The organism is Pseudomonas silensiensis (assembly GCF_050434865.1).
GTDB lineage: Bacteria > Pseudomonadota > Gammaproteobacteria > Pseudomonadales > Pseudomonadaceae > Aquipseudomonas > Aquipseudomonas fluorescens_W.
The window spans coordinates 104,327-125,979 of the sequence record NZ_JBNDJH010000023.1; the positions used below are offsets into that span (position 1 = coordinate 104,327).

The 21,653-nt window shown below is 60.6% G+C and carries 22 protein-coding genes and 1 pseudogene; 4 read left to right on the forward strand and 19 right to left on the reverse strand.

Going from position 1 to position 21,653, the window contains the following annotated elements:
- Positions 1-44: 44 nt before the first annotated feature.
- The 5 genes from QF010_RS26535 to QF010_RS26555 form a co-directional block, all read right to left on the reverse strand.
- On the reverse strand, positions 45-1,301 hold the full coding sequence (locus QF010_RS26535) for an FAD-dependent oxidoreductase (protein WP_429534247.1): 1,257 nt from the start codon (positions 1,299-1,301) through the stop codon (positions 45-47).
- Complete coding sequence (locus QF010_RS26540) at positions 1,298-1,534, reverse strand: (2Fe-2S)-binding protein (RefSeq protein WP_033056575.1); 237 nt, start codon at positions 1,532-1,534, stop codon at positions 1,298-1,300. The genes QF010_RS26535 and QF010_RS26540 overlap by 4 nt, the downstream gene beginning before the upstream one ends.
- Complete coding sequence (locus tag QF010_RS26545; RefSeq protein WP_429534248.1) at positions 1,527-2,642, reverse strand: NAD(P)/FAD-dependent oxidoreductase; 1,116 nt, start codon at positions 2,640-2,642, stop codon at positions 1,527-1,529. The genes QF010_RS26540 and QF010_RS26545 overlap by 8 nt, the downstream gene beginning before the upstream one ends.
- Positions 2,639-3,571: a 4-hydroxyproline epimerase gene (locus tag QF010_RS26550; protein WP_429534249.1), complete on the reverse strand. Its 933-nt coding sequence runs from the start codon at positions 3,569-3,571 to the stop codon at positions 2,639-2,641. Before QF010_RS26550 ends, QF010_RS26545 begins: the two co-directional genes overlap by 4 nt.
- Before the next feature lie 114 nt (positions 3,572-3,685).
- A complete protein-coding gene (locus QF010_RS26555) occupies positions 3,686-4,357 on the reverse strand; it encodes a GntR family transcriptional regulator (RefSeq protein ID WP_185049412.1) in 672 nt (223 codons plus the stop codon).
- A gap of 204 nt (positions 4,358-4,561) precedes the next feature.
- Between QF010_RS26555 and QF010_RS26560 the strand changes: the two genes are divergently transcribed.
- A complete protein-coding gene (locus tag QF010_RS26560) occupies positions 4,562-5,362 on the forward strand; it encodes a hypothetical protein (protein ID WP_429534250.1) in 801 nt (266 codons plus the stop codon).
- A 42-nt stretch (positions 5,363-5,404) separates the two neighbouring features.
- On the opposite strand, the gene QF010_RS26565 is transcribed toward QF010_RS26560, so the two are convergent.
- From QF010_RS26565 to QF010_RS26605, 9 genes and pseudogenes are all read right to left on the reverse strand, one after another.
- Complete coding sequence (locus QF010_RS26565) at positions 5,405-6,148, reverse strand: hypothetical protein (protein WP_429510287.1); 744 nt, start codon at positions 6,146-6,148, stop codon at positions 5,405-5,407.
- 202 nt (positions 6,149-6,350) lie between these two features.
- Positions 6,351-7,802: a M15 family metallopeptidase gene (locus tag QF010_RS26570; RefSeq protein WP_429534251.1), complete on the reverse strand. Its 1,452-nt coding sequence runs from the start codon at positions 7,800-7,802 to the stop codon at positions 6,351-6,353.
- 71 nt (positions 7,803-7,873) lie between these two features.
- A complete protein-coding gene (locus QF010_RS26575) occupies positions 7,874-8,035 on the reverse strand; it encodes a DUF2986 domain-containing protein (RefSeq protein WP_082459073.1) in 162 nt (53 codons plus the stop codon).
- 221 nt (positions 8,036-8,256) lie between these two features.
- Positions 8,257-9,321: a methyl-accepting chemotaxis protein gene (locus QF010_RS26580; protein WP_419866184.1), complete on the reverse strand. Its 1,065-nt coding sequence runs from the start codon at positions 9,319-9,321 to the stop codon at positions 8,257-8,259.
- Positions 9,322-9,555: 234 nt separating this feature from the next.
- Positions 9,556-9,822 (reverse strand): annotated as a pseudogene (locus QF010_RS26585) (PAS domain-containing protein); the annotation flags it as partial.
- 374 nt (positions 9,823-10,196) lie between these two features.
- Positions 10,197-10,652: a VOC family protein gene (locus QF010_RS26590; protein ID WP_429510285.1), complete on the reverse strand. Its 456-nt coding sequence runs from the start codon at positions 10,650-10,652 to the stop codon at positions 10,197-10,199.
- Between the two features lie 78 nt (positions 10,653-10,730).
- The gene (locus tag QF010_RS26595) at positions 10,731-12,056 is read right to left on the reverse strand and encodes an epoxide hydrolase family protein (protein WP_429510284.1); all 1,326 of its coding nucleotides are present in this window, start codon (positions 12,054-12,056) and stop codon (positions 10,731-10,733) included.
- Positions 12,057-12,162: 106 nt separating this feature from the next.
- Positions 12,163-13,071 carry an alpha/beta fold hydrolase gene (locus QF010_RS26600; protein WP_429510283.1) on the reverse strand — a complete coding sequence of 303 codons (909 nt, stop codon included), beginning with the start codon at positions 13,069-13,071 and terminating at the stop codon, positions 12,163-12,165.
- 10 nt (positions 13,072-13,081) lie between these two features.
- Positions 13,082-13,795: an SDR family oxidoreductase gene (locus tag QF010_RS26605; RefSeq protein ID WP_429510282.1), complete on the reverse strand. Its 714-nt coding sequence runs from the start codon at positions 13,793-13,795 to the stop codon at positions 13,082-13,084.
- Positions 13,796-13,988: 193 nt separating this feature from the next.
- On the opposite strand from QF010_RS26605, the gene QF010_RS26610 reads away from it, so the two are divergent.
- Together QF010_RS26610 and QF010_RS26615 are read left to right on the forward strand one after the other, a co-directional pair.
- Positions 13,989-14,579 (forward strand): TetR/AcrR family transcriptional regulator, encoded by a 591-nt coding sequence (locus tag QF010_RS26610; RefSeq protein WP_429510281.1) that lies wholly within the window; start codon positions 13,989-13,991, stop codon positions 14,577-14,579.
- A 27-nt stretch (positions 14,580-14,606) separates the two neighbouring features.
- A complete protein-coding gene (locus QF010_RS26615) occupies positions 14,607-14,780 on the forward strand; it encodes a hypothetical protein (protein WP_429510280.1) in 174 nt (57 codons plus the stop codon).
- A 3-nt stretch (positions 14,781-14,783) separates the two neighbouring features.
- Here the strand turns inward: QF010_RS26615 and QF010_RS26620 are convergent, their stop codons facing one another.
- The 4 genes from QF010_RS26620 to QF010_RS26635 form a co-directional block, all read right to left on the reverse strand.
- On the reverse strand, positions 14,784-16,349 hold the full coding sequence (locus QF010_RS26620) for an amino acid permease (RefSeq protein WP_429534252.1): 1,566 nt from the start codon (positions 16,347-16,349) through the stop codon (positions 14,784-14,786).
- 154 nt (positions 16,350-16,503) lie between these two features.
- On the reverse strand, positions 16,504-17,664 hold the full coding sequence (locus tag QF010_RS26625) for an iron-containing alcohol dehydrogenase (protein ID WP_429510278.1): 1,161 nt from the start codon (positions 17,662-17,664) through the stop codon (positions 16,504-16,506).
- Between the two features lie 3 nt (positions 17,665-17,667).
- The gene (locus QF010_RS26630; RefSeq protein WP_429534253.1) at positions 17,668-19,059 is read right to left on the reverse strand and encodes an aldehyde dehydrogenase family protein; all 1,392 of its coding nucleotides are present in this window, start codon (positions 19,057-19,059) and stop codon (positions 17,668-17,670) included.
- Positions 19,060-19,069: 10 nt separating this feature from the next.
- The gene (locus tag QF010_RS26635) at positions 19,070-20,443 is read right to left on the reverse strand and encodes a glutamine synthetase family protein (RefSeq protein WP_046055479.1); all 1,374 of its coding nucleotides are present in this window, start codon (positions 20,441-20,443) and stop codon (positions 19,070-19,072) included.
- A gap of 212 nt (positions 20,444-20,655) precedes the next feature.
- Here QF010_RS26635 and QF010_RS26640 point away from each other — a divergent pair, with 212 nt between their 5' ends.
- On the forward strand, positions 20,656-20,973 hold the full coding sequence (locus QF010_RS26640) for a carboxymuconolactone decarboxylase family protein (protein ID WP_033056561.1): 318 nt from the start codon (positions 20,656-20,658) through the stop codon (positions 20,971-20,973).
- Between the two features lie 8 nt (positions 20,974-20,981).
- On the opposite strand, the gene QF010_RS26645 is transcribed toward QF010_RS26640, so the two are convergent.
- Positions 20,982-21,434 carry a hypothetical protein gene (locus tag QF010_RS26645; protein ID WP_429534254.1) on the reverse strand — a complete coding sequence of 151 codons (453 nt, stop codon included), beginning with the start codon at positions 21,432-21,434 and terminating at the stop codon, positions 20,982-20,984.
- Positions 21,435-21,653: the final 219 nt, after the last annotated feature.

Below are 21,653 nucleotides of genomic sequence, written 5' to 3' on the forward strand. Positions count from 1 at the left end.
ATCATAAAGACTCGGCGACGGACCCGAAAGCCCCGGGCCGGCATTCAGGCCGGCGGGGTGTCGTCCAGGCACAGCAAGGTCTCGATCCGTGCCGGACTGAACGGTGGCCGTGGTGCCGAAGGTTGCCAGCCGAACAGGTGCTGTAACGCGCCGCCACACACCCGGCCCTGGCAGGCACCCATACCGCAACGGCTGGCCAGTTTGGCCTCGCGCCAGTCTGTGTGCCCGGCAAGCAAGCCGTAAGGCACGTCTTCGCAACGGCACACCAGGGTGTCGGGTCGCGCCAACGACTTGAGTTGCGGGTCGAGGGTGAATGCTTTGTTGAGGGCGTTGGCGAAACCCTGCCAGCGCGCACGGCGTGGCCACAATGCTCGGGCCGAATCAAGGTCGCCGACGGCGGCGTGGCCAGCGATGGCGCCTTCGACCAAGGCCAGTTCACTGCCACCGAAACCGGTGCATTCACCCGCCGCGTAGAGATCGGCGCGGCGAGTGGCCTGCCAGGCATCGACGGCGATTGCCTGGCCATCGAGTTCGCAGCCCAGGGCTTGGCCGAGTTGGCTATTGGGGATCAGACCGAAGCCACAGGCCAGGCGATCACATTCCAGTTCGACGATTTTCCCTTGCTGTTGCAGGCGCACACCTTCCAGCCGCTCATTGCCCAGGGCGGCCAGTACATGGGTCCCGGTACGGTAATGGCGGTCGAACAACGTGACCGACTGCATCAGTTTGTTGGGCCAGCGTGGCAGTTGCGCGGCGAAACCGCCGACGGCGGCTGCGCAGGCCTGCTCGGCAATGCGTAGCACCCGGGCGCCGTTGTGTTTTGCGGTGGCGGCGCTGGCGAGCAGTAACGGTCCGCTGCCGGCAATCACAATGCGTTCGTCCTGCACCGGCAGCCCGCCCTTGATCAATGCCTGGAGGCCACCCGCGCCCGTCACGCCGGGCAGTGTCCAGCCGGGGAAGGGCAGCAGCAACTCGCGGGCGCCGGTACACAGAATCAGTTTGTCGTAGCCAATCACCCAGCCTCGATCGGCGTCTTCGACCAGCAGTTGTTTCGGCCCGGCGCAGGCAATCACCCGCGTGCCGGAGTGGCGGCGAATGTTGCTGCACGCCTCCAGCCGATCGCGCATCTGACGTGCCGGGTTCGGCAGCTTGGCTTGAGGCCCGTCACGCCAGATTTGCCCGCCCGGCAGCGGGTTGTCATCGAGCAGGACGATGCGCGCACCGCTTGGCGCCGCAGCGAGCGCAGCGGCCATGCCGGCGGGCCCGGCACCGATGATCAGCAGGTCGGCGTATTCGCTCATGCTTGAGTCTCCACGTGCATGCCGTCACGGCACAGCGTCTGGCACGCCAGGCGCCGGCGACCGTCGATGGTCACCCTGCATTCCTGGCAAATACCCATGCCGCACAGCGGTGCGCGGCGTTGGCCGCTGACCGATGTGCGCGTGCAGCCATCGCCGCCCAAGGCCAGGGCAGCCGCGACGCTGGTGCCCTCGGCAACCCGCAGGGCACGTCCGTCCAGCATCAATTCAGGCATAAACGGGCTCTCCGAGAAAACGTTGCGGCAGATACGGTTGTGCGGCCAGTGGCGGCGTTTCGTCGAACAGTTGCGCGACCAGCAAGTCGGCGGTGCCGGGGGCGGTCGTCACGCCGAGGCCCTCGTGACCGACCGCCAGCCATAAGCCTTTGCGTTGCGGGTGCTGACCCACCAGCGGCAAGCCGTCGGGGCTGGCCGCGCGAAAACCGGTCCAGGCGCGGATGCCGTTGAGCTGAGTCAGACCCGGCATGTAGTCGGCGGCACGCCGGAGCATTTTCGCCAGCATCCAGCCCTCGACCTGCGGGTCAGTGGTGCCGAATTGTCGCGAGGCGCCGATGAACAACTGTCCGGTGGGTCGGGGCTGAATGTTGCACGCCGTCGATGGGCCGGTGGCGTTGTGGGCGCTGGTGACGTAACCGAGTTCCACCAAGGTGTGGGTGACCTTGCCGGGGTAGCGGTCGGTGATCAGCAAGTGGCCTTTCTTCGGTTCGATTGGTAATTCCGGGCACAGCTCGTTGGCCTGGACGCCGTTGGCGAGAATCACCGCATCGGCGCTCAGCCAGTGGCCGTCGTCGAGTCGCACGCGGTTGCCATCGACTTCGCTGACCCGCGCCCGGCGCTGGCTGATGTTCGGTGTGTCGAGCATCCAATTGGCGGTCGCCGGTGCGTAAAGAATGCCGTCGCCATTGATCAGCAATCCGCCTTCCAGGCCCTCGCGCAGTTCCGGTTCGCGTTGGTGCAAGGCACTGCGCGAGATCAACTCGCACGCCACGCCTTGGGCCTGCAAGTTCAGGTATTTGCTGTGGGCGACGGCCATTTCTTCAGCATTGGCGGCGAGCCAGAGGGTGCCGTTGCGACGGTAGGCACAGCCGTCGGGCAGGGCCGGCGCCAGTTCGCGCCAGCGTTGCAGGGAATATTGACTGAGGGCCAGTTCGGCCGGGTTGTCGTCGAGGACCAGCAAGTGGCCCATGCCCGCCGCCGTAGCGCCGGGCAGGCCGGCGTCCAGTACCAGCACGCGCAAGCCGCGCCCCGCCAACGCCTGGGCACAGGCGGCGCCGATGATGCCGGCGCCAATCACGATCACATCGGCCACCCGGCCCTCGTTCACGGGCGAATGCCCCAGGCGAACGGGTCGTCCTGCTCGATGATCAGGCTGGCTTCGGCGCTGATAAACGCGCGGCCGCGAATGGTCGGCACAATGCGCTCGCCCTGAAGTTCGTAGGAACCCTCGAACTCGCTGCCGATGACACTGGCCTGACGCCAGATCTGTCCCGGCTGCAACTTGTCGTCGGCCGCCAGGCACGCCAGTTTGGCGCTGGTGCCGGTGCCGCAGGGCGAGCGGTCGTAGGCCTTGCCGGGGCAGAGGACGAAGTTGCGGCTGTCGGCCTTTTCGTCATCGGCGAACAGCTCGACATGGTCGATCAACCCGCCGTCTTCGCCGCGAATACCCTGAGCCTCCAGTGCCTGCTGCACGGCGAAGGTGTAGGCGGTCAGCGTATCGAGGTTATCGCCCGCAACGCGCAGGCCATGGTCGGCAATCAGGAAAAACCAGTTCCCACCCCAGGCAACATCGCCGGTCACTTGACCGATCCCCGGCACTTGCAGCGACAGCGCTTTGCGGTAACGGTAAGCCGGCACGTTGCGCACGCTCACCGAATGGTCTTCGTGCAGCGTCGCTTGCACCGTGCCCACCGGGGTTTCGATGCTGTGCACCCCTGGGCCGATCTTGCCCAGATGCGCCAGTGAGGCCACCAGGCCGATGGTGCCGTGACCGCACATGCCGAGGTAACCGCTGTTGTTGAAGAAAATCACGCCGGCACAGGCGTTCGGGTCTACCGGCTCACAGAGCAGGGCGCCGACCAGCACATCACTGCCCCGTGGTTCCAGCACGCAGGCAGCGCGCCATTGATCATGCTGTTCGGCCAGCCGCTGTCGACGTTCGGCCATGCTGCCGGTGCCCAGGTCAGGAAAACCGGCGGTCACCAGACGGGTCGGTTCGCCGCCGGTGTGGGAGTCGATCACGGTGATGCGTTTCATAAGTTGGCCACGCCCGTTCAGATGAGTGAACAAAAGAGTGGCCTGTGCGGGGGCTTGCCGGCTTGATGGTTTTAGCCAGTGCCGATGACGAAATCGGCACAGTGCGGTGAGGGGTCAGTGGCTATGAGGCAGGTGTTCGAACAGGGTCTTGCAGACGCCGGCAATATGCTCGTCGAGCAACTTCACCGCCAGGTCCACGTCACCGGCGCGGCAGGCCGCAAGGATTTCCCGGTGTTCGTGATCGGCGCGTTCCTTGCCGGCCGACAGGCTCATCTGCATGCGCAGGTAGCGCTCCAGCTTGTCGTTGACCGAGCGGATCAGGCCGACCAGAAACGGTCGTTGTGCCGGTTCGTAGAGACAAGCGTGCAGTTCCCAGTTGAGCTCGGCCCAGCGTCCCACGTCATCTTCGCCGATGAACTCCTGGCAGATGCGCTCGGCGCGAGCGAAGGTTTCTTCGGTCATGTTGGGAATGGCCAGGCGCAGCACCTTGTCTTCGAGCAGCATGCGCACTTCGAACATCTGCGCCAGTTCTGCATCGGACACCCGGGTGACCATCGCCCCGCGATTGCGCTGGAACATCACCAGGCCTTCGGCCTCCAGGCGCTTGAGGGCTTCGCGCACCGGAATCTTGCTGACGTTGAACTGGCGGGCGATATCGTCCTGGCGAATCGGCTCGTCCTCGGCGAAATGCCCGGCGACGATGGCGTCACGCAGATGACGGGTGATGATTTCCGACGTCGAAGGCGAATTGCCAAGGTCGGGAGCGTTGAGTTTTGTCAGGGCCACGGTCGTGATCGTTAGGATTGAATTGCAGATATGGTATACGAATTTGCACTGAGTGTTCCTTCGGCGATGGCCAGGACTTCCAGCCACTGCAATATCTTCCCGATCCGATGGCAACTGCTACGCTACGTTCTGGCAGCGCTCGAGTCGTTCATGGCCATTGAGGTGGCGGGCGACAGGCGGCAACCTGCAAGTAGGCAGGCAGTTGTGACCAGGCACAGTGTTAATTCGAGTGCGGACATCGTTCCCGAGCCTCTCGCTCGGGAAGAGGTGGAGCGGGTGCTCGCGCAGTTATTGGCCAGCCCATTGTTTGCCAAGTCCCGGCGGATGGGCAGCCTGCTGCGCTTTCTGGTCGAATACGACCTTCAGTTTTCGGACATCCCTCTTACCGAACACGCCATCGGCATCGCGGTGTTTCGCCGTGATCCGGCGGTCTATAGCACCGGTGATGATCCAGTGGTGCGGGTGCAGATAGGCCGGTTGCGGCGCAAACTCGCCAGTCATTACGCCACGTTTGGCCAACAGGATCCGGTGCGCCTGAGCCTGCCGGCCGGTTGTTATCGGCTGGCGTACCAGCGACTCAGACTCAAAGGCATCGCTATTCGCCATCCTGTCCTGCAACTCCAGCCGTTTACCTGCATCACCCGCGACGGCGACGACTTTACCCAGGGCTTGTGCGAAGAGTTGAGTTGCAGGCTGTTCGAGTCGTTCGAACAGGCGCAAACGCCTGCGAACCATGTGCTGATGAAGGTGCCGCGAAGCAGCGTAAAAGCACCGGACCTGGGGCGGGGCGGGCGCGGCAGCTATTTCCTGGAAGGCAGCGTGCGGGTGGAACCGGCCCGTGTCCGGACTTCGGTACGCTTGATTGATGTCGCTCAGGGCCGCATTCGCTGGTCAGCGCAGTTTGATCGCAATCGACCGTATGGCATTGCCACTCAGGAAGACCTGGCCGAGTCGATCTGTCAGTCGTTGACGGGCTATTTCGCCCGGGGTGGCAGTGACGATTGATGAACAGAGGGGCAACCACAAGGTTGCCCCTGGAGGCTGACGTTACACGACCGTCCAGCTACCGCCTGAGTAGAGGCGGGTTGCACTGTTATCGAAGGTCAGGTCGATTTCGATGGATTGCGAGCGTGAGGTGCTGAACATGGTGCTGGTCTGCACGTTCTGTTCGAACCACACCAGAATAGTCTCGACGGGGGTTAGCACGGTCTGGCCGGTGACGACTTGTGCCGAGGCCACGTAGATGGGCGTGCTGATCTGCTTGCCATCGATGCCCGTGGACAATTGGCTGAGGCCGGGGTGGATCGCACCGTAGTTGTTCACCAGGGTGATGGAGGTGTCGGGGCCACCGCTCGTCGCCGAGCCCAACAGGCCGGCATTGTCGAGTATCGACTGTTGGCCCAACCCGATATTGACGAGGTTGGTCGACACATCCACCTGCACGTTGGCCTGGAAAGAGTTGGCACCGAATAACTGATACTGGGGCGTCCAGCTGAACGTGCTGTTGCTCAGGTACTGAACGTAGGACTGCCAGACCACGTTGTAAGCTTCATTGCCGACCTTTTTGGCAAAGCACAGCTTGTAGCCTGATTGTTTGAGCAGGGTCAGATCAGCGGCGGCGATCTGGATCTTGACCGACTTTTGGGTGGCCGCCAGGGTCGACGTCAGCACCTTGCTGTAGTCGGTGGTTTTCAGGGCCGTTGGGGCGACACTCTGGAACGACTTGAAAGCCTCTTGCACGTCTTTGTGCAGTTGCTCGCTTTGTTTGCTGACTGCGTTTGACTGACTCATGGTTTCCCTCTTCCTTGGTTGAGTGTTGGACAATCAATGGGCAGCGGGCTTCGAATCCGGCGCTGTCACGACCCTGTAAGCACATTGACGGCTTCACGATAGGCGGGTCGCGCAGCGCGGCGAAGTGTCTTGGCGTTACAGTCAGGAGGGGCATTGGTGCCGGTGCGGATCAGGAAGTAACAGCCTGCGTAACGGTGTTGTATCAACGTTCGGGAAGGCTCCAGCTTTCGCGGAGTTGCTCATATTCCGCTTCGGGCATTTGAAGCAGCAGCGGGGACTGGCGAGGGTCCAGCCAATTGAACAAGCGAGAAATATCCGCTTGATCCATGGCGGTGCAACCCAGTGTCGGCGAGGTGGGACCGCGCCAGATGTGGAAGAAAATGCACGAGCCCGAGGCGGGGGACGCCGGCGTATTGTGCTCGATGAAAATGCCTTTTCGATACGTGTCGTCATCGCGACGCATACGTTCGGAGCTGTTCCAGTCTTTCGAAACAGTCGCGCCATTGACCAGCTCGTTATAGCGGGCGGAATGGCTGTCATCCACGCATTCGATGGTCGGGGTCAGCGCCAGGTAAGGCAGTCGGGTGTCGGCCGTGCTGTCGTAGCCAAACGCCGTCCCCAGTTTGAATACCCCGGCTGGCGCTTTTCCATCGCCTTCACGTTTGATCGGACCTTCGCGTTGCTCAACGCTGCCAAGACCCTTGCCCCACGCCAGCCCGCTCTTGCCGACCACCACCGGAAACGGCGCTTCGTATTTTCGAAAGGTGTTGCCCTGCCGTTCATAGCGCTGGGCCGTGCCCTGAATGTCAGTCCAGTTTTTTGTGGTGACCACAATCAGCTGATTGGCGGTGTCGAGTACATCGCGTGTCCCCAGCGGCGTGATGGGGAAGTCCATGACGTTCTTCGGCGAACCTTCGCCGTTGTAGGTGAAGTGCCACCACTCCTTCGCGTACCCGGTAAACCCTTCTTTCTCCATGGCCGTGCTGAGCTTCTGGCGATTGTCCCTGGCGGCAGCGCTGATCGTCGGGTTGTCGGTATGCGCTCGCTCATCGAAGCAATCGAAACCAGTGCCCATGTCGAGTGCGCCATCGCGCCAACGCTGGCCATAGGCGGCCGTGCAATCGACTTGCCCGGCTGAAGGCGTCCAGGTATCGGCGGGCAGGGCATCCGGGCCGGTCAGTGTCAGGTCCACGGTTGAGCCTTTGGAGTGGCCCGACACCCGGGCCACGTAACCCAGGCGCCAGAAGTCCTGCTTGTCCACGCGCGGATAGAACTCGGCCTTGCGTGGGTCGCCGGGTTCCGTCGCGAAACGCCCCATATCGGCAACGGCACGGCTGGGCCGATAACAGTCAAACACCTTCAAACCGTAGCCTTGCGCACGCAACGCCGTTTGTACCCGAGCGAGGGCCTTGGCGGCGTCCAGCGATAACAGGCATTGCGCCGCGTCGTAACCGTCGAGCGGGTGGCCGGTGAAGTTGTGAGCGCTGGCATAGCGAATGTCTTGCTCGATGCCCGGATCAATCGTACGCAGATAAACCATGTTCTCAGGGCGTGTCTCTGCAGCGACCATGCCGGGCGCGACAATGCTCAGGCACAGGGCCCATGGCAGACAGGTCCGCGCGAGCCTTCGTGGCAGACGGACTGGAAATGGCATCGAGAAGGACGGAGGTTTGATTGGGCACAAAGGGCGCACGCGATACCTCCAAAGATTCTGGTTTCGATGGATCAGCTCTCAGGGGGAGTGATCGGGTCCAGACCGGGTTCAGCAGCCAGTTTCAATCGGTCAGCTTTACTAATGTATTTGGACTTGTTTGCCGGTGCTAATTTGGCACTGGCCTTTTTGGCGTGAGCCTTTAATAACTGCTTTATTTTTTTTTGGCGATTCATGTTTTCTACTCGGCTTGTCAGTTCTTGAATGATGGCAGTGGTTTGCGCACGAAGCCTGGGCAGTGAGACAGGGCTTCACTGCGTCTTCGAGCATGACCACCCACTCAGGATCCATGTAGCGAAAGTTGTCGGGAATATCCAGAGCGTGAATCCGCTTGTGTTCGAGCAGGGCCCGGAATTGAAAGCCCGCCGGGGCGGGCTTTTTTAACAAAGTGGATGGATTATCGGTTAAATCGCTCGACCAATGAATACTGAGTTTTAGCGGTCTGGGTCAATTCCTTGCTCAACTCTGCCGAATGCCTGGCTTGTTCAGATGTTTGGTCCGCCAGATTAGCAATGGTCGTGATATTGCGGCTGATTTCCTCGGCCACGGCGGTTTGCTCTTCGGTCGCAGCGGCTATCTGGGTCGTCATGTCCGTGATGTTCGCGACGGCCTCACTGATACCGACTAATGCCTTGTCTGCCTCAAGCACCCACGCCACGCCTTCTTCGGCCTGTCGATGTCCGCTTTCCATGGTTTTAACCGCATTGCCGGATGAGACCTGCAACTTGGAAATCAGGTCATGGATCTGGATTGTGGACTGAGTCGTGCGCTGTGCCAGCTGACGCACTTCATCAGCGACTACCGCGAAGCCTCGACCCATGTCGCCCGCCCGCGCGGCTTCGATGGCTGCGTTCAGCGCCAGCAGGTTAGTCTGATCGGCAATGCCTTTGATGACATCCACCACCGTCCCGATTTCATGGCTGTCCTTGGCTAACTGCGCCACCGTCAGCCCTGTCTCGCCCACCACGACAGAGAGGCGCTGAATGGCTTCTCGAGTGTCTCGGGCCACCTCGCGTCCACGTCCGGTCAGCACATTGGCTTCTTGAGTAGCGTCGGCAGTGCGCTGGACATGGCTGGCGACCTCCTGCGTGGTGGCCGCCATTTGATTGACTGCGGCCGACACCTGCTCGGTCTCGACCCGTTGGCGGTCCAGTCCAAGAGAGCTATCGGCGGCGAGGCCATCGGATCTCCCTGCCAGACTGGTCAGTTGCTCTGCCGTGTCTTGTAGCCGAGTGAGGCAGGTCTTGAGCCGGGACGCCTGACTGACAAACGCCGTTTCAAGGCGTGCCTGAGGACCGCGTTCATCGCTGTACATTTTAGCCAGCAACGAGTCGGAGGTAGAGGCCTCAGCCATTTCCAGCAGATGCAGCGCCCCGCGGTTTTGCCGGCGGGACACAAGCAACCCGATGGGAATCGATACCCCGACAGCCAAAATGAACGCTTCAGGCGCGCTGAGGAACATACCGCCCAGCGTTCCGACCAACCCGATCGTCACAACAGGCAACCAGGCGAGCAGGGCGGGTTGCCATTGATCGCTGCCTGGGACGGCTGATTTTCCGAGGCTGATGCGTTTATAGACAGCTTCGGCGCGGCGGATCTGCTCGGCTGTCGGCTTGACCCTGACCGATTCATAGCCAACGACCTCACGTCCTTCGAAAATCGGCGTGACGTAGGCGTTGACCCAGTAGTGGTCGCCGTTTTTTGAGCGGTTCTTGACGATGCCCATCCACGGCTTGCCTTGCTTCAGCGCGCCCCACATATGGGCAAAGATGGCGGAGGGTACGTCGGGGTGACGAACGATGTTTTGAGGCGCGCCGATCAGGTCGGATTTGTTGAAACCGCTGATATCAACGAAGGCGTCATTGCAGTACGTGATGACGCCTCGTGCATCCGTTGTCGAGATGAGTTTTTGTTGAGGTCCAAGGGCAACCTCGCGCTGCGTAACCGGTTGGTTGTTTCTCATCTGTATTGCTCCTATGCCCTAAGCTAGAGGCATCGGCAGCAATGAGTGAAAGATGAACGAGTAATTCTAAAAGGACAGGTCGTGCGTCGGAAAAGAAGATGTGGAGCCTCGCAAGGCTACTTCGGTGGTCAATTTATCGGTTGGGATGAGGGATCTTTTCTTGAAGGCGATGGCTTTGCCGTAATTGCGGTTACCCGTGGACGAGGGCAAGTTGTACCAGCGGGCGGTTCGATTGAATCATGAGTACTAGTCGTACTCCGTCGCCCTAGGGACGACTGTTCCTTCTCACAAGCGGGATATGTCTTGCTCGGTGTACGAATGTCATCAGGCGGATGACCGCTATTGGCTATGGATTCAACCGGTCGCCACATCTCTCAGGCAAATGCAGCCTCGATAAATGCCTCCAGCGCTTTGTCCTCCAGGATCTCGATAGAGAAGTGCCCGAAGCGCTTGGGCAACCAGATGATGCGAGCCCCTGACGGGGATTGCAGGTTTGCGCGGGCCAATGGCTTTCCGTTTTCGTCTTCTGGCTGAACACCGGCGACCATCAGTTCGTCATAGGCCTTCTCGATGTCCGGTGTCGAGTAGCAGTGGCGATAAATCATCCCCTCGCCCGAGGAGTCCAGCAGCTCCTTCAGGTTCCCCGCCAACGGCTGCACCAGCATGAAACGCTCTTGGCCGATCAGCGCAATCGCGTAGCGCACGTGAAGACCACCCCGTTCCCAGACGAGCGTCTTGGAGATCCTGGCTCTAAGTATCTGCGCGTAGTACGCACAGGCTTCTTCGAGATTCTTGACCAGTACGTCGACGTGACTGAACTTCAGATCCATTGCATGCCTCATGGCGGACGGAAATCGGTGGTACGACCTGCCCATCAGGACAATGGGCAGGCCAATGCAACGCAATACTTAGCGCAGGGTGCGGAAGGCTGCGCGCAGCTCTTTGGCGAACAACTCGGGTTGTTCCCATGCCGCGAAATGGCCGCCCTTATCCACTTCGTTGAAATAGATCAGGTTGGGATAGGCGCGCTCGGTCCAGGTTTTCGGCGCCTGGTAGATTTCGCCAGGGAACACGGTCACCGCGACAGGGATCTTGATCTCCCGGGTCTTCTGTTCAACGGCATTGAAGTTGTTGGTGTTGTTTTCCCAATACAGGCGAGCGGAGGAGATGGCGCTGTTGGTCAGCCAATAGAGTGAAATGCCGTCGAGTATCTCGTCCTTGGTAAGGGACTTTTCCGCGTCGCCGCCGCTGTAGGTCCACTGGTTGAATTTATCGAACATCCACGCAGCCAGGCCTGCGGGTGAATCCGACAAACCGTAGCCGACGGTTTGTGGGCGGGTGCTCATCATTGCACCGTAAGCCGCATTTTTGCTGAAGAAGATTTTCAGCGACTCATAGGCCGCTGTCTCCTTGGCCGACAGGCCGGCGGGTGGCGGGGTGCCGTCGTTGATCGCCTTGGCGACATCAGCAGGTACGGTGGCCGGCATGTTCACGTGGATCCCCAGCAAACCGGGCGGTGCCTGGCGTCCCATGGCGTCGGCGATCACCGATCCCCAGTCGCCACCTTGCGACACGTAGCGCTTATAGCCCAGGCGCTTGATCAACACATCCCACGCCACGCCGATACGGTCAGGACCCCAGCCGCCGTCGATGGGTCTCTGCGAGAAACCATAGCCAGGCATCGAGGGAATGATCACGTCAAAGGCATCTTCGGCACGACCGCCGTGGGCAGTCGGGTCGGTCAACGGGCCGATGGCTTTGGTCAGTTCCAGAATCGAACCGGGCCAGCCATGGGTGAGCAGCAGCGGCAGGGCGTTGGGATGTTTCGATTTGACGTGGATGAACTGGATGTCGAGGCCGTCGATTTTGGTCACGAACATCGGCAGCGCATTGAGTTGTTTTTCAACCTTGCGCCAGTCGTATTGCGTACCCCAATAACCGACGAGTGCCTGGAGTTTGGCCAGTTGCACGCCCTGGGATTGATCGTTGACCGTTTCGCGGTCGGGCCAACGGGTTGTCAATACGCGTTTGCGCAGATCGGCCACCGCGTCTTCAGGAATGTTGACCTTGAACGGACGAATCGCGCTGTCCTTCTCGACGGTCGCGGTGACCTCCGGCGTCGTACTGGCCCGGGCGTAAGTTGGCGAAACGAGGGCGACCAGTGCGAGGGCACCTGCGGTTGCTGAAACAGCTAACAGGCAGCGCCGGAACGCCGCAAACGATACTGCTGACATGGTCGTACTCCAGGGGGATGGGGGCGATAAAACAAGGGCCTACATTGGATTTCCTTACCGCGACGGCGTGTCGCTCAAAGGGTTTTCGAAAGCGATGCGATCCGACCTAGTTCAGAAAGGTGTTGGCTTGCTGCACGAAATCGTTGGCATATTGGAACAATGCCCCGTGCCCCGAGCTTGGATAGATGAGCAACTTGGCGTTCGGAATATGCTGTTGCAGCGTGTAGGAATTCTCGGTGGGCACCATCACGTCGTTGCTGCCGTTGACCACCAGGGTTGGTTGGGTAATCTTGCTCAATTGCGAAAAAGTGCCGTCACCGGGAATGCTCCATTTTCCCAGCGCCGCCCCTTGGGCCGCGATGACCTTCATCGAACTGAGCTTGTCGAGGCCTTCCGTGCGCTGGTGGCGCCTATCCCAGAATTCCCGGGCCGCCTGCTGGCTTGCCGGCGCGGGATCGAAGAACAGGTAAGCGGTCTCTTCCTGCGTGGCGATCGATTCGCGCAGCGCGATCCCCGGAACCCGTGGATCATGTCCCGCGACCCCGCCACGCGGCGACGTTCCCGCCAGGATCAGCCGGCGCACCAGTTGCGGATGACGCAACGCAACTTCCTGCGCCACCATGCCGCCGATTGAAAAGCCAAGCACGTCGACCTGCGTCAACCCGCGGGCGCGGGCAAATGCGGCAACGTGGTCGGCCATGCCTTCGAATGAATCGGGTGTTTCACCGCTGCTAAGGCCCACGCCGGCATTGTCGAACAGGTAGACCGGGCGCTGCTTTGCCAGGCCATCGGTCAGTGCCGGGTCCCAGTAATCCATATTGCCGCGAAAGTGCTGTAGCAAGATGACAGGAACACCAGTCTCCGTCCCGAAGTGGCGATAGGCATAACGCACACCGTCAGCTTCGACGAATTGATTGGGTGCGCTGTTATGCGTGGCCGCTGACGCCGCAATGGCGCCGCTGACCGCGATGGCAAAGAAGGTAGCCCCGAGGGCCAGCCGCTGGAAGAGGTGCATGGTGTGCTCCTTATGCGACGGTTTCGGGATTCAGGTAAGCCGCTTGCCCAGTAGACAGGCTGGCCTTTATAGCGCGTGTCCCTTCGTCTGCGAGCACTTCTTTCAAGCCTGCTTCCACGCCGTCCAGCGACTGGATCACGACTTCGGAAGGCTGGACTTTTGGCACGTCAAAACCGTGGGTCAGGTCGGTGTCGATGAAGCCCACGTGCAGGCCTTGCACGATGGTTCCCTGGCCGTGGAGTTCGATCCGCAACGAGTTGGTGAAGCTCCACGCTGCCGCTTTCGATGCCGCGTAAGCGGACAGGAAAGGCGCAGCGACCCAGGTCGCATCCGACAGTACGTTGACGATCGCGCCGCCGCCGTTGGCTTTAAGCACGGGAGCGAAGGCCAGGCTGACGTGCATGACGCCGTAGTAATTGGTTTCGAAGATTTCGCGAGCGGCTTCCACCAGGCCAGGATCAAGCATCGATGGCAGCAAGCGGGCAATGCCTGCATTGTTGACCAGCAGCGTCACGTCGCCCGCTTGGGCCACCGCCGCGGCAACCGATGCCGGGTCGCTGACGTCAAGACGAATGGCGATCACGCCCGGAATGTTGACGCCTTCGGGATTGCGCACCCCGGCATACACCTTGCTCGCGCCACGGGCCACGAGCTCTTTTGCGAACGCCAGGCCGAGGCCACGGTTGGCGCCGGTAACGAAGGCAACGGAATTTTTTATTTTCATGAGGGTGTGCTCTGGGTTGGAGGGGCTTTCGCCCTGTAAGATTGCGATCGCAATCATTGAATTAATAATGGTGGTCGCGTTTATTAAAGTCAATACAAATATTATTTACGTAATAATGCCTTGTAGGAATAGGGTTTTCGTTCATTGTGAGTGCAACCATAATGTGCGAGAGTGAGCGCAGAGGAGCCTCATTATGAAAATCTCGAAAGAAAAATCAGAAGCCAATCGCGCCGCACTGCTGGAGACGGCGAGTCGCCTGTTTCGACAGAAAGGGATCGACGGGGTGGGCGTTGCCGAAATCAGCAAGTCGGCTGGTTTGACCCATGGTGCGCTGTACGCACATTTCCCATCCAAGGACGTGCTGGCGGCCGAGGCGCTGGCGTGGAGCCTGGAGCAGGGGAATGCCAAGCTCTACACGGGCACGGTCGATGGCGAGCCGGACCTGGAGCGTTTTCTGTCCGATTATCTATCCGTCGATAAGCGCGACGACTACGCCGAGCACTGCGCAATGGCCGCGTCCGCCAGCGAAATCGGCCGCCAGGATATTGCGATCAGCGCAACGTTTACCGAAGGTTACATGGTGCTGGTGCGGGCGTTTGAGCGCAGGGTCGCCGCCAACAATCCCGGCGTCGACGCGCTTGGCACCGCCATGGGCATCGTTGCGGCAATGGTGGGCGCCCTCTCGGTTGCGCGCGCCACGGCGAAGGCCAGGCCGGAGGTGTCAGCCCAGGTACTGCGGGGCGTGCGTCACATGATCGATGCTGCGCTGGGCAAACCGCTCTAGCTGGAGCATAACAAGGCGATCAGGGCCATGAAGGATCGTTTGAAGGTCAACGGCAAGGCCCCCAAGCAGATCATCTGTGCCGCTTTGCGCAAGCTACTGCACTTCGTTTATGGCGTGCTCAAGTCGGGCCAACCCTATGACCTGAAACTTGCGCTTGCCCCGCGGGAGCAAGCTCCCTCGCCACAGGTTACTCATCTGTAGCGATCAACTTCCAGCCCGTTTATTCAACGCCTCTTCAGCAGCGGCAATTTCAGCCTGACGCTTGACGATCATGTCGCCAATCGGCGGACCCTGGAAGCGGCGAGCTTCAAAACCGAACCAGACGATGGCCGTCAGCACCAGAAAGCCGATGGTGATGTACAGCGCCCAATCGTTCGGTGGCTGAATGCCGATGACGAAAATGATCACCATCGAGAGGACCGAGAGCAGGGCAAACACGGTGTACCAGAAACGCCCCATGTTCCACGGCCCCATGGTTGGCCACTTCGACGTCCCGAAGGTAAACAGGCCTAGCACGATAGGGATGACGAAGGAGAAGAATAGGAAGATCACCGTGCAAGACACCACGATGGTGTAGACCGGCGTTGCACCGACGGATATCACCGACGATCCCCAGTCGAACAATACCGCGAGGGTGGCACCGGTCCAGATCGCCGCCACCGGGCTACGGAATGTCGGCGAGACCGAGGCCAGCGCTTTCGAGCAGGGCAAGCCGCCATCCCGGGAGAAGGCGAAGATCATGCGTGAAACCGAGGTCACCGTCGCCAGCCCACAGAGGACCTGCGAAATGAATATCGCCACGTACAGTGCGAGCTTCAACGTTGGGTTGACTTGTGTGTTCATGGCCCAGAAAAACACGTTCCAGCCTTGCTTGGCCGCGTCATCCATGTTCGGCAGCATCAATACGAACGCGCTGAGCATCACCCAGCCGAACAGCAGCGACCAGACCACCGACATGACCATCCCGCGTGGCACCGACATGGCAGCATTTCGGGTCTCTTCCGAGGTATGCGCAGAGGCGTCATAGCCGGTGATGGTGTAGATCGGCAAGAGCAGGCCGAGCATGAAAATCCAGCCGTTCGAGACCTGTGGCCAAACGCTGCCGCCAGCCTCGCCGGAATAGTTGCTGAAGGTCCATAACCGGGCGAACTCATAACTGGGAGCAGAGATCAGGCAGACGATGGTCAGCGCGAGCGCCGTGGCGAAGATCAGATACCCCGAGAAGTCGGTGAGCTTCGCGGTCAGGCCGATACCCAGGTGGTTACACAAGGCCTGGAGGCCGGTCAGGATCGCCAGGAAAATCACCCTCACCGTGGTGGTGTCCTCCATGCCCAGGGCCGGTCCGAAGGCGCCGAAAAAGAAGTAATAGGTGCCGACGTTGATCGCACCGAGCACGGTGACCAGCCCGAGCAAATTGAACCACGCGGTCAGCCATCCGGTGAAGCGGTTACCGAGAATCGAACCCCAGTGATAGAGGCCGCCAGCGGTGGGGTAGGCCGAGGAAATCTGCGCCATGGCCATGGCGAACACCCCGGAGATCAGGCAACCGATCGGCCAGCCGATGCCGATTGACGCACCGCCTGCACCCGAGGTGCCCTGAGCGAGTGAGTTGATACCACCCGAGAGGATGCAGATGATCGAAAAGGAAATGGCAAAGTTGGAGAAAACGCCCATGCGTCGCGAGAGCTGCTGGGCATAGCCCATGCTGTGCAGCACCTTGACGTCATCGTCTTGCGGCGCGCTCGTGCCGGGCTGGCTTGCTGGCTTCATGTTGTGTGCCCCTCAGGTTTTGATACGCATCCATCCGGGTTTTACGTGGCCGGATGGGCTGGCCTTCAACCCCTTGTCGTACTGCTCCTGTTTCTTGCGGATAAATCCCGCCCATGCAGCGCGTTCGCACCTTGGCCATGGACAGGCAACTGCTCTATAGACGGCCGTGGTACGCCGCTTCGAAAATTTCTGCCGCGCCATTTCGGGTCAATGGCAGCGGGTTGCCGCCGGCGCAAGGGTCGACAATCGCCATGTCCGCGATCAGGTCGGCCTGCCGATCATCCACCCCCAACTCAACCAGCGTATGGGGCACGCCGATGTCCTTGCGCAACTTGAGGACGAAGGCCAGGAAACTGTCGAAGCCGGGCGAGGGCAGACGCAAATAAGCCGCGAGGCGGGTGATGCGTTCCTCGATGGCCGGGCGATTGAATTTCAGGACATAGGGCATGAACGTGGCGTTGGTCATGCCGTGATGGGTGTCGTACAGGGCGCCCACTGGATGTGAGAGGGCGTGCATCCCGCCCAGACCTTTCTGAAAAGCGGTAGCGCCCATCGCGGCTGCTGCGAGCATTTCCGCGCGCGCCTCCAGATCCGAGGGCGTGTGTACGGCTCGCACCAGGGCATTGGCGACCAGGCGCATGCCTTCCACCGCAATCCCTTCGGCCATGGGGTGAAAACCGGGGGCGCAATACGATTCCAGACAATGTGCAAACGCATCCATGCCGGTGCCGGCGGTGACCTTGGCCGGCATGCCGACGGTGAGCGCCGGGTCGCTGATGACCACGCGCGGCATCATCTTCGGGTGGAAGATGATGCGTTTGGTATGCGTGCGCTCATCGATGATCACCGCCGCACGGCCCACCTCGGAGCCGGTGCCCGCCGTGGTCGGCACCGCAATGATCGGGGCGATGCTGCCTTCGTCGGCGCGGGTCCAGTAGTCGCCGATGTCTTCGAAATCCCACACCGGGCGGGTTTGGCCGCTCATGAACGCAATGAGCTTGCCCATGTCCAGGCCACTGCCGCCGCCGAAGGCGACCACGCCATCGTGTTTACCGGCGCGCCAGGCGTCGAGCCCGCCCGCCAGATTGGCTTCGACCGGATTGGGTTTAAGGTCGCAAAACAGCGCGACGCCAAGGCCAGCGGCGCGCAAAGCGTCCACTGCTGCGATGGTGATCGGGGCACGCGCCAGGCCACTGTCGGTGACCAGCAATGGTCGCTGGATCCCTTGACTGCGGCAGATCTCGGCGAGCTCGGCGATGCGGCCGACACCGAAGCGGATGCTTGTGGGGTAATTCCAGTTCGCGGTCAGGCTCATGGCTCAGATCTCGTGGCGCAAATGGAAGGATTTCGCGCGGGTCAGATTTTCATAACCCAGGCGCGACAGCGTGACGCCGCGCCCGCTGTTCTTCACCCCGGTCCAGGCCAGGGCCGGGTCCAGGTAATCGCAGCGGTTCATGAACACGGTACCGGTGTCGATCTCGTTGCCCAGGCGTTCGGCGGCGGCAAGGTCCTGCGTCCAGATGGAGGCGCTGAGCCCGAACTCACTGTCGTTCATCAAGGCGATGGCTTCGTCGTCGCTGGTCACCGGCATGATGCCGACCACGGGACCAAAGCTTTCCTCGCGCATCACCGACATTTGATGGGTGACATCCACTAGTACTTGCGGCGCGAGGTAGGCGCTGCCCGGTGCGTCGGCAGGAAAACCTTTTGGATCGATCAGCGCCCGAGCGCCTTGGTTCAGTGCATCGGCGATCTGCCCGCGAACGAAATCAGCGGCACTCGGTGTCACCAGCGGGCCGAGCGTGGTGGCTTCGTCCAGCGGGTTGCCCAGCACGTATTGGCGAGTCAGCGCGACGAAGCGTTCGACAAACGCCGGGTAGATTTTTTCATCGACATAAATACGCTCGACCGCGCAACAGCTTTGCCCGGAGTTGAAGAAGCTGCCGTCCACCAGGTTTTCCACCGCGTGTTCCAGGTTGGCGTCTGCCCGGACGTAGGCCGGGTCTTTGCCACCGAGCTCCAGGCCCACGCCGAGGAAGCCTCCGACGGCTGCGTGTTCCATGGATTTGCCGGCTTCGACCGAGCCGGTGAAGTTCACTTGCTGCACGCGTCCAGAGGCAATGATCGCTCCGGTATAAACGTGACTGAGCAGCAGGTTCTGGAACAGCCCTTCGGGCAGATTCGCGCGGCGAAACGCCTCGGCGAACCGTTCACCCACCAGCAGCGTTTGCGACGCGTGTTTGAGGATGACACTGTTGCCGGCCATCAGCGCCGGGATAATCGTATTCACCGCCGTCAGGTAGGGGTAGTTCCAAGGGGCGATGACCAGCACCGTACCCAGCGGTTCGCGTTTGATACAGCGTCGAAAACCGGCGATGGGTGTGGGTTCAAGCGCTGCCAACGCTTCAGGCGCAATGGCGATCATATGGCGGGCACGCTCTTCGAACCCGCGCAGTTCGCCAGCGCCAAAACGCACCGGGCGGCCCATCTGCCAGGCCAGTTCCGGCACGATCTCAGCCTTCATGGCCAGCATCGCGTCCACCGCGGCGCTGCAGAAGGCGGCGCGTTCGCTCAGTGGCCGGCGTTTCCATTGCGCCTGGGCAGCTTCGGCCGCCGCCAGCGCCTGGTCGATTTGCGCTGCATCGGCGCAGCGGCGTTCGGCATAGACCCGGCCATCGACCGGGGAGATGAGTTGAATCGTTGAAGTCATGATGGCGGTCTCAATAGCGCTCAAAACCACGCTGCAGTTCCCAGTCGGTGATCCGCCGGTCGTACTCTTTCTGCTCCCATTCGGCGGTGTGCACGTAGTGGTCGATCACTTCATCGCCGAACGCTTCGCGCAACATGGTCGAGCCCTGGAGTGCGGCGCAGGCTTCGCGCAGGGTCTTCGAGACTTCAGGCAAGTGTTCGTCGACGTAGGCATCGCCCTCGAAGGGCGGCGCGAGGCTGAGCTTCTCGTCGATACCGGCCAGTCCCGCCGCGATCAAGGCGGCGAAGGCCAGATAGGGGTTGAGGTCGGCGCCGCCAATGCGGCATTCGATGCGGATGGATTTGCTGCCTTCTGCGCACAAACGGAAACCTGCGGTGCGATTGTCACGACTCCACACTGCCCGGGTCGGGGCAAAGGTGCCGGCCTGAAAGCGCTTGTACGAATTGATGTAGGGCGCGAGAAAACAGGTGATGTCGTTAGCGTATTTGAGCTGTCCAGCCACCCAGGAGCGCATCAGTTTCGACATGCCAAACTCAGCCTTGGTGTCGAAGAACAGCGGCTTTTTACCGTTCTTGTCCCACAGCGAATTGTGGATGTGGCTGCTGGAACCGGCGGCGTCATAGCGCCACTTGGCCATGAACGTGATCGCCTTGCCCTGCAGTTGCGCGATCTCTTTGCAGGCGTGCTTGATGATGACGTGGTGGTCGGCCATGGTCAGCGCATCGGCATAACGGATGTTGATCTCTTCCTGGCCCGGCCCCCATTCACCCTTGGAGTTTTCCACGGGAATGCCGCTGGCCTGCAGATGCTTGCGAATTGCCCGCAGCACCGGCTCTTCGCGAGTGGTCTGCAGGATGTTGTAGTCCTCGATGTAGTGACCGGCCGTTTTCGGCTTGTGGTAGTTGCGCTCGTGGATGGCTTCGTAGCTCTCGTCGAACAGATAGAACTCCAGTTCCGAGGCGAACATCCCGGTGTAGCCGCGCTCGCGCAGTCGCTCGACCTGCTTTTTCAGAATCGCCCGCGGGCTGTGCGGCAGGTCGCGCCGATGGTGATGATCGAGCACATCGCAGAGCACCAGCGCCGTGCATTCGAGCCAGGGCACCCGGCGCAAGGTGGACATGTCGGGCTTGAGCACAAAGTCGCCATAGCCTTTGCTCCAGCTGGCGGCGGCGTAACCCGGCACCGGCTCCATGTCGATGTCGTCGGCCAGTAGGTAATTGCAGCAGTGGGTTTCTTCATGGCCGCTGTCGATGAAAAACTCGACCTGGAATCGCTTGCCGACCAGTCGGCCTTGCATGTCGACCATGCAAACAAGAACGGTATCGATCTCGCCGGAGGCGGCAGCACGCTTGAGTTGATCAAAACTGAGGAGGGGTTCGGTCATCACGTAGTCCTGCGTGAATTGTTTGGGCCTGTCTGAAATAGCTGTTGCAGACGCTCTCCAGAACAAACCAAAACCTGCAGACGCGAGCATCGTGTGCAATAAGCTGCTGTAAGCGTAGCCTACTGTTGCAGTGTGCAAGTTTCGCAAATCGCAGCCTGATGACTCGGGCGCCAAGGCGAGAACTGATCGCCCTCCAACGCGAGGAAACCAACATGACAAAGAAGAAAGTGCACAACACCTACCAGCGTCTCGAACAGCAGTACCCGGATTACCTGGCTGCCGTTGAGGCCTTGGGTACGGCGGTGCGTCATACCGGCCCGTTGGAAGAGATCGTTGTCCAGTTGATCCAGCTCGGTGCCGCAGCGGCCATCCGATCCGAGGGCGCGGTGCACAGTCATACCCGACGAGCACTGGAGGCGGGTGCTACGCCAGAGCAGATTCGTCACACGCTGATTTCACTGACCAGCACGATCGGTTTCCCCACCGTTGTTGCGGCCATCAGTTGGGCGGACGATGTGATTGAGACGTGAAAGAGAGGCTATTTCCCTGAGCCTTTCTGCCTGATATCTCCGCAAAAAATATCGACGTTGCCACTGTCCGGTGCACTTCGCACGACGATGGAGTACTCACCGGAAAGCAGGACCGGCATTGCGACAGGCGCGCTTCTTGAGAAAGCCCAGCCGCGTATGGCCTGGCGTTCGGTGGTGACACGATCATTCATGGCGTAAGCGACTGGCCCGGGTTGCTGGCAGCTGCCTTTATTGATGAAGGTGTAGAGGCGCAAGGGCAGAGACGATCCGCTTGGGGCACCACTGATGAAGAAACTGAACCCGGTTTCTTTGCCCCAGTCGGCCAACGTTACATTGCCGATCTGACCGGTGTTCTGCTGCGTGGCCACCAAAGGAACGCTCACTCCAGGGGTGGATGAAGTGGTGCAGCCGAAAAGGCTTGCGGTGATCATTAGAGCTGCAAGTGAGTGACTGGGCTTCATTGCCAACCTCCGGTGCTGAAGAACTGCGATGGGAGATTAGCGGGTATAGCTCATTAATCGCCTCCTTGATGTTGCCTGTTTGAAATTTCCGGTACCGTGCGGAATGCCGTTCACTTAGATCGGGGTACATATCCGTTTCTGCGGTAACGGCCGCTATTGGTTTCGCCCTTACGGCGAGTCACTTGGAAAAGCCCCAAGTAACCAAGGGCTCTTGCCCCT

Excerpts from the sequence above, each read along its gene's own strand:
- QF010_RS26535 (WP_429534247.1), bottom strand. The coding sequence starts at position 1,301 with ATGAGCGAATACGCCGACCTGCTGATCATCGGTGCCGGGCCCGCCGGC.
- QF010_RS26540 (WP_033056575.1), bottom strand. The coding sequence starts at position 1,534 with ATGCCTGAATTGATGCTGGACGGACGTGCCCTGCGGGTTGCCGAGGGC.
- QF010_RS26550 (WP_429534249.1), bottom strand. The coding sequence starts at position 3,571 with ATGAAACGCATCACCGTGATCGACTCCCACACCGGCGGCGAACCGACC.
- QF010_RS26565 (WP_429510287.1), bottom strand. The coding sequence starts at position 6,148 with ATGAGTCAGTCAAACGCAGTCAGCAAACAAAGCGAGCAACTGCACAAA.
- QF010_RS26570 (WP_429534251.1), bottom strand. The coding sequence starts at position 7,802 with ATGCCATTTCCAGTCCGTCTGCCACGAAGGCTCGCGCGGACCTGTCTG.
- QF010_RS26575 (WP_082459073.1), bottom strand. The coding sequence starts at position 8,035 with ATGAATCGCCAAAAAAAAATAAAGCAGTTATTAAAGGCTCACGCCAAA.
- QF010_RS26580 (WP_419866184.1), bottom strand. The coding sequence starts at position 9,321 with ATGTTCCTCAGCGCGCCTGAAGCGTTCATTTTGGCTGTCGGGGTATCG.
- QF010_RS26590 (WP_429510285.1), bottom strand. The coding sequence starts at position 10,652 with ATGGATCTGAAGTTCAGTCACGTCGACGTACTGGTCAAGAATCTCGAA.
- QF010_RS26595 (WP_429510284.1), bottom strand. The coding sequence starts at position 12,056 with ATGTCAGCAGTATCGTTTGCGGCGTTCCGGCGCTGCCTGTTAGCTGTT.
- QF010_RS26600 (WP_429510283.1), bottom strand. The coding sequence starts at position 13,071 with ATGCACCTCTTCCAGCGGCTGGCCCTCGGGGCTACCTTCTTTGCCATC.
- QF010_RS26605 (WP_429510282.1), bottom strand. The coding sequence starts at position 13,795 with ATGAAAATAAAAAATTCCGTTGCCTTCGTTACCGGCGCCAACCGTGGC.
- QF010_RS26610 (WP_429510281.1), top strand. The coding sequence starts at position 13,989 with ATGAAAATCTCGAAAGAAAAATCAGAAGCCAATCGCGCCGCACTGCTG.
- QF010_RS26615 (WP_429510280.1), top strand. The coding sequence starts at position 14,607 with ATGAAGGATCGTTTGAAGGTCAACGGCAAGGCCCCCAAGCAGATCATC.
- QF010_RS26620 (WP_429534252.1), bottom strand. The coding sequence starts at position 16,349 with ATGAAGCCAGCAAGCCAGCCCGGCACGAGCGCGCCGCAAGACGATGAC.
- QF010_RS26625 (WP_429510278.1), bottom strand. The coding sequence starts at position 17,664 with ATGAGCCTGACCGCGAACTGGAATTACCCCACAAGCATCCGCTTCGGT.
- QF010_RS26630 (WP_429534253.1), bottom strand. The coding sequence starts at position 19,059 with ATGACTTCAACGATTCAACTCATCTCCCCGGTCGATGGCCGGGTCTAT.
- QF010_RS26635 (WP_046055479.1), bottom strand. The coding sequence starts at position 20,443 with ATGACCGAACCCCTCCTCAGTTTTGATCAACTCAAGCGTGCTGCCGCC.
- QF010_RS26640 (WP_033056561.1), top strand. The coding sequence starts at position 20,656 with ATGACAAAGAAGAAAGTGCACAACACCTACCAGCGTCTCGAACAGCAG.
- QF010_RS26645 (WP_429534254.1), bottom strand. The coding sequence starts at position 21,434 with ATGAAGCCCAGTCACTCACTTGCAGCTCTAATGATCACCGCAAGCCTT.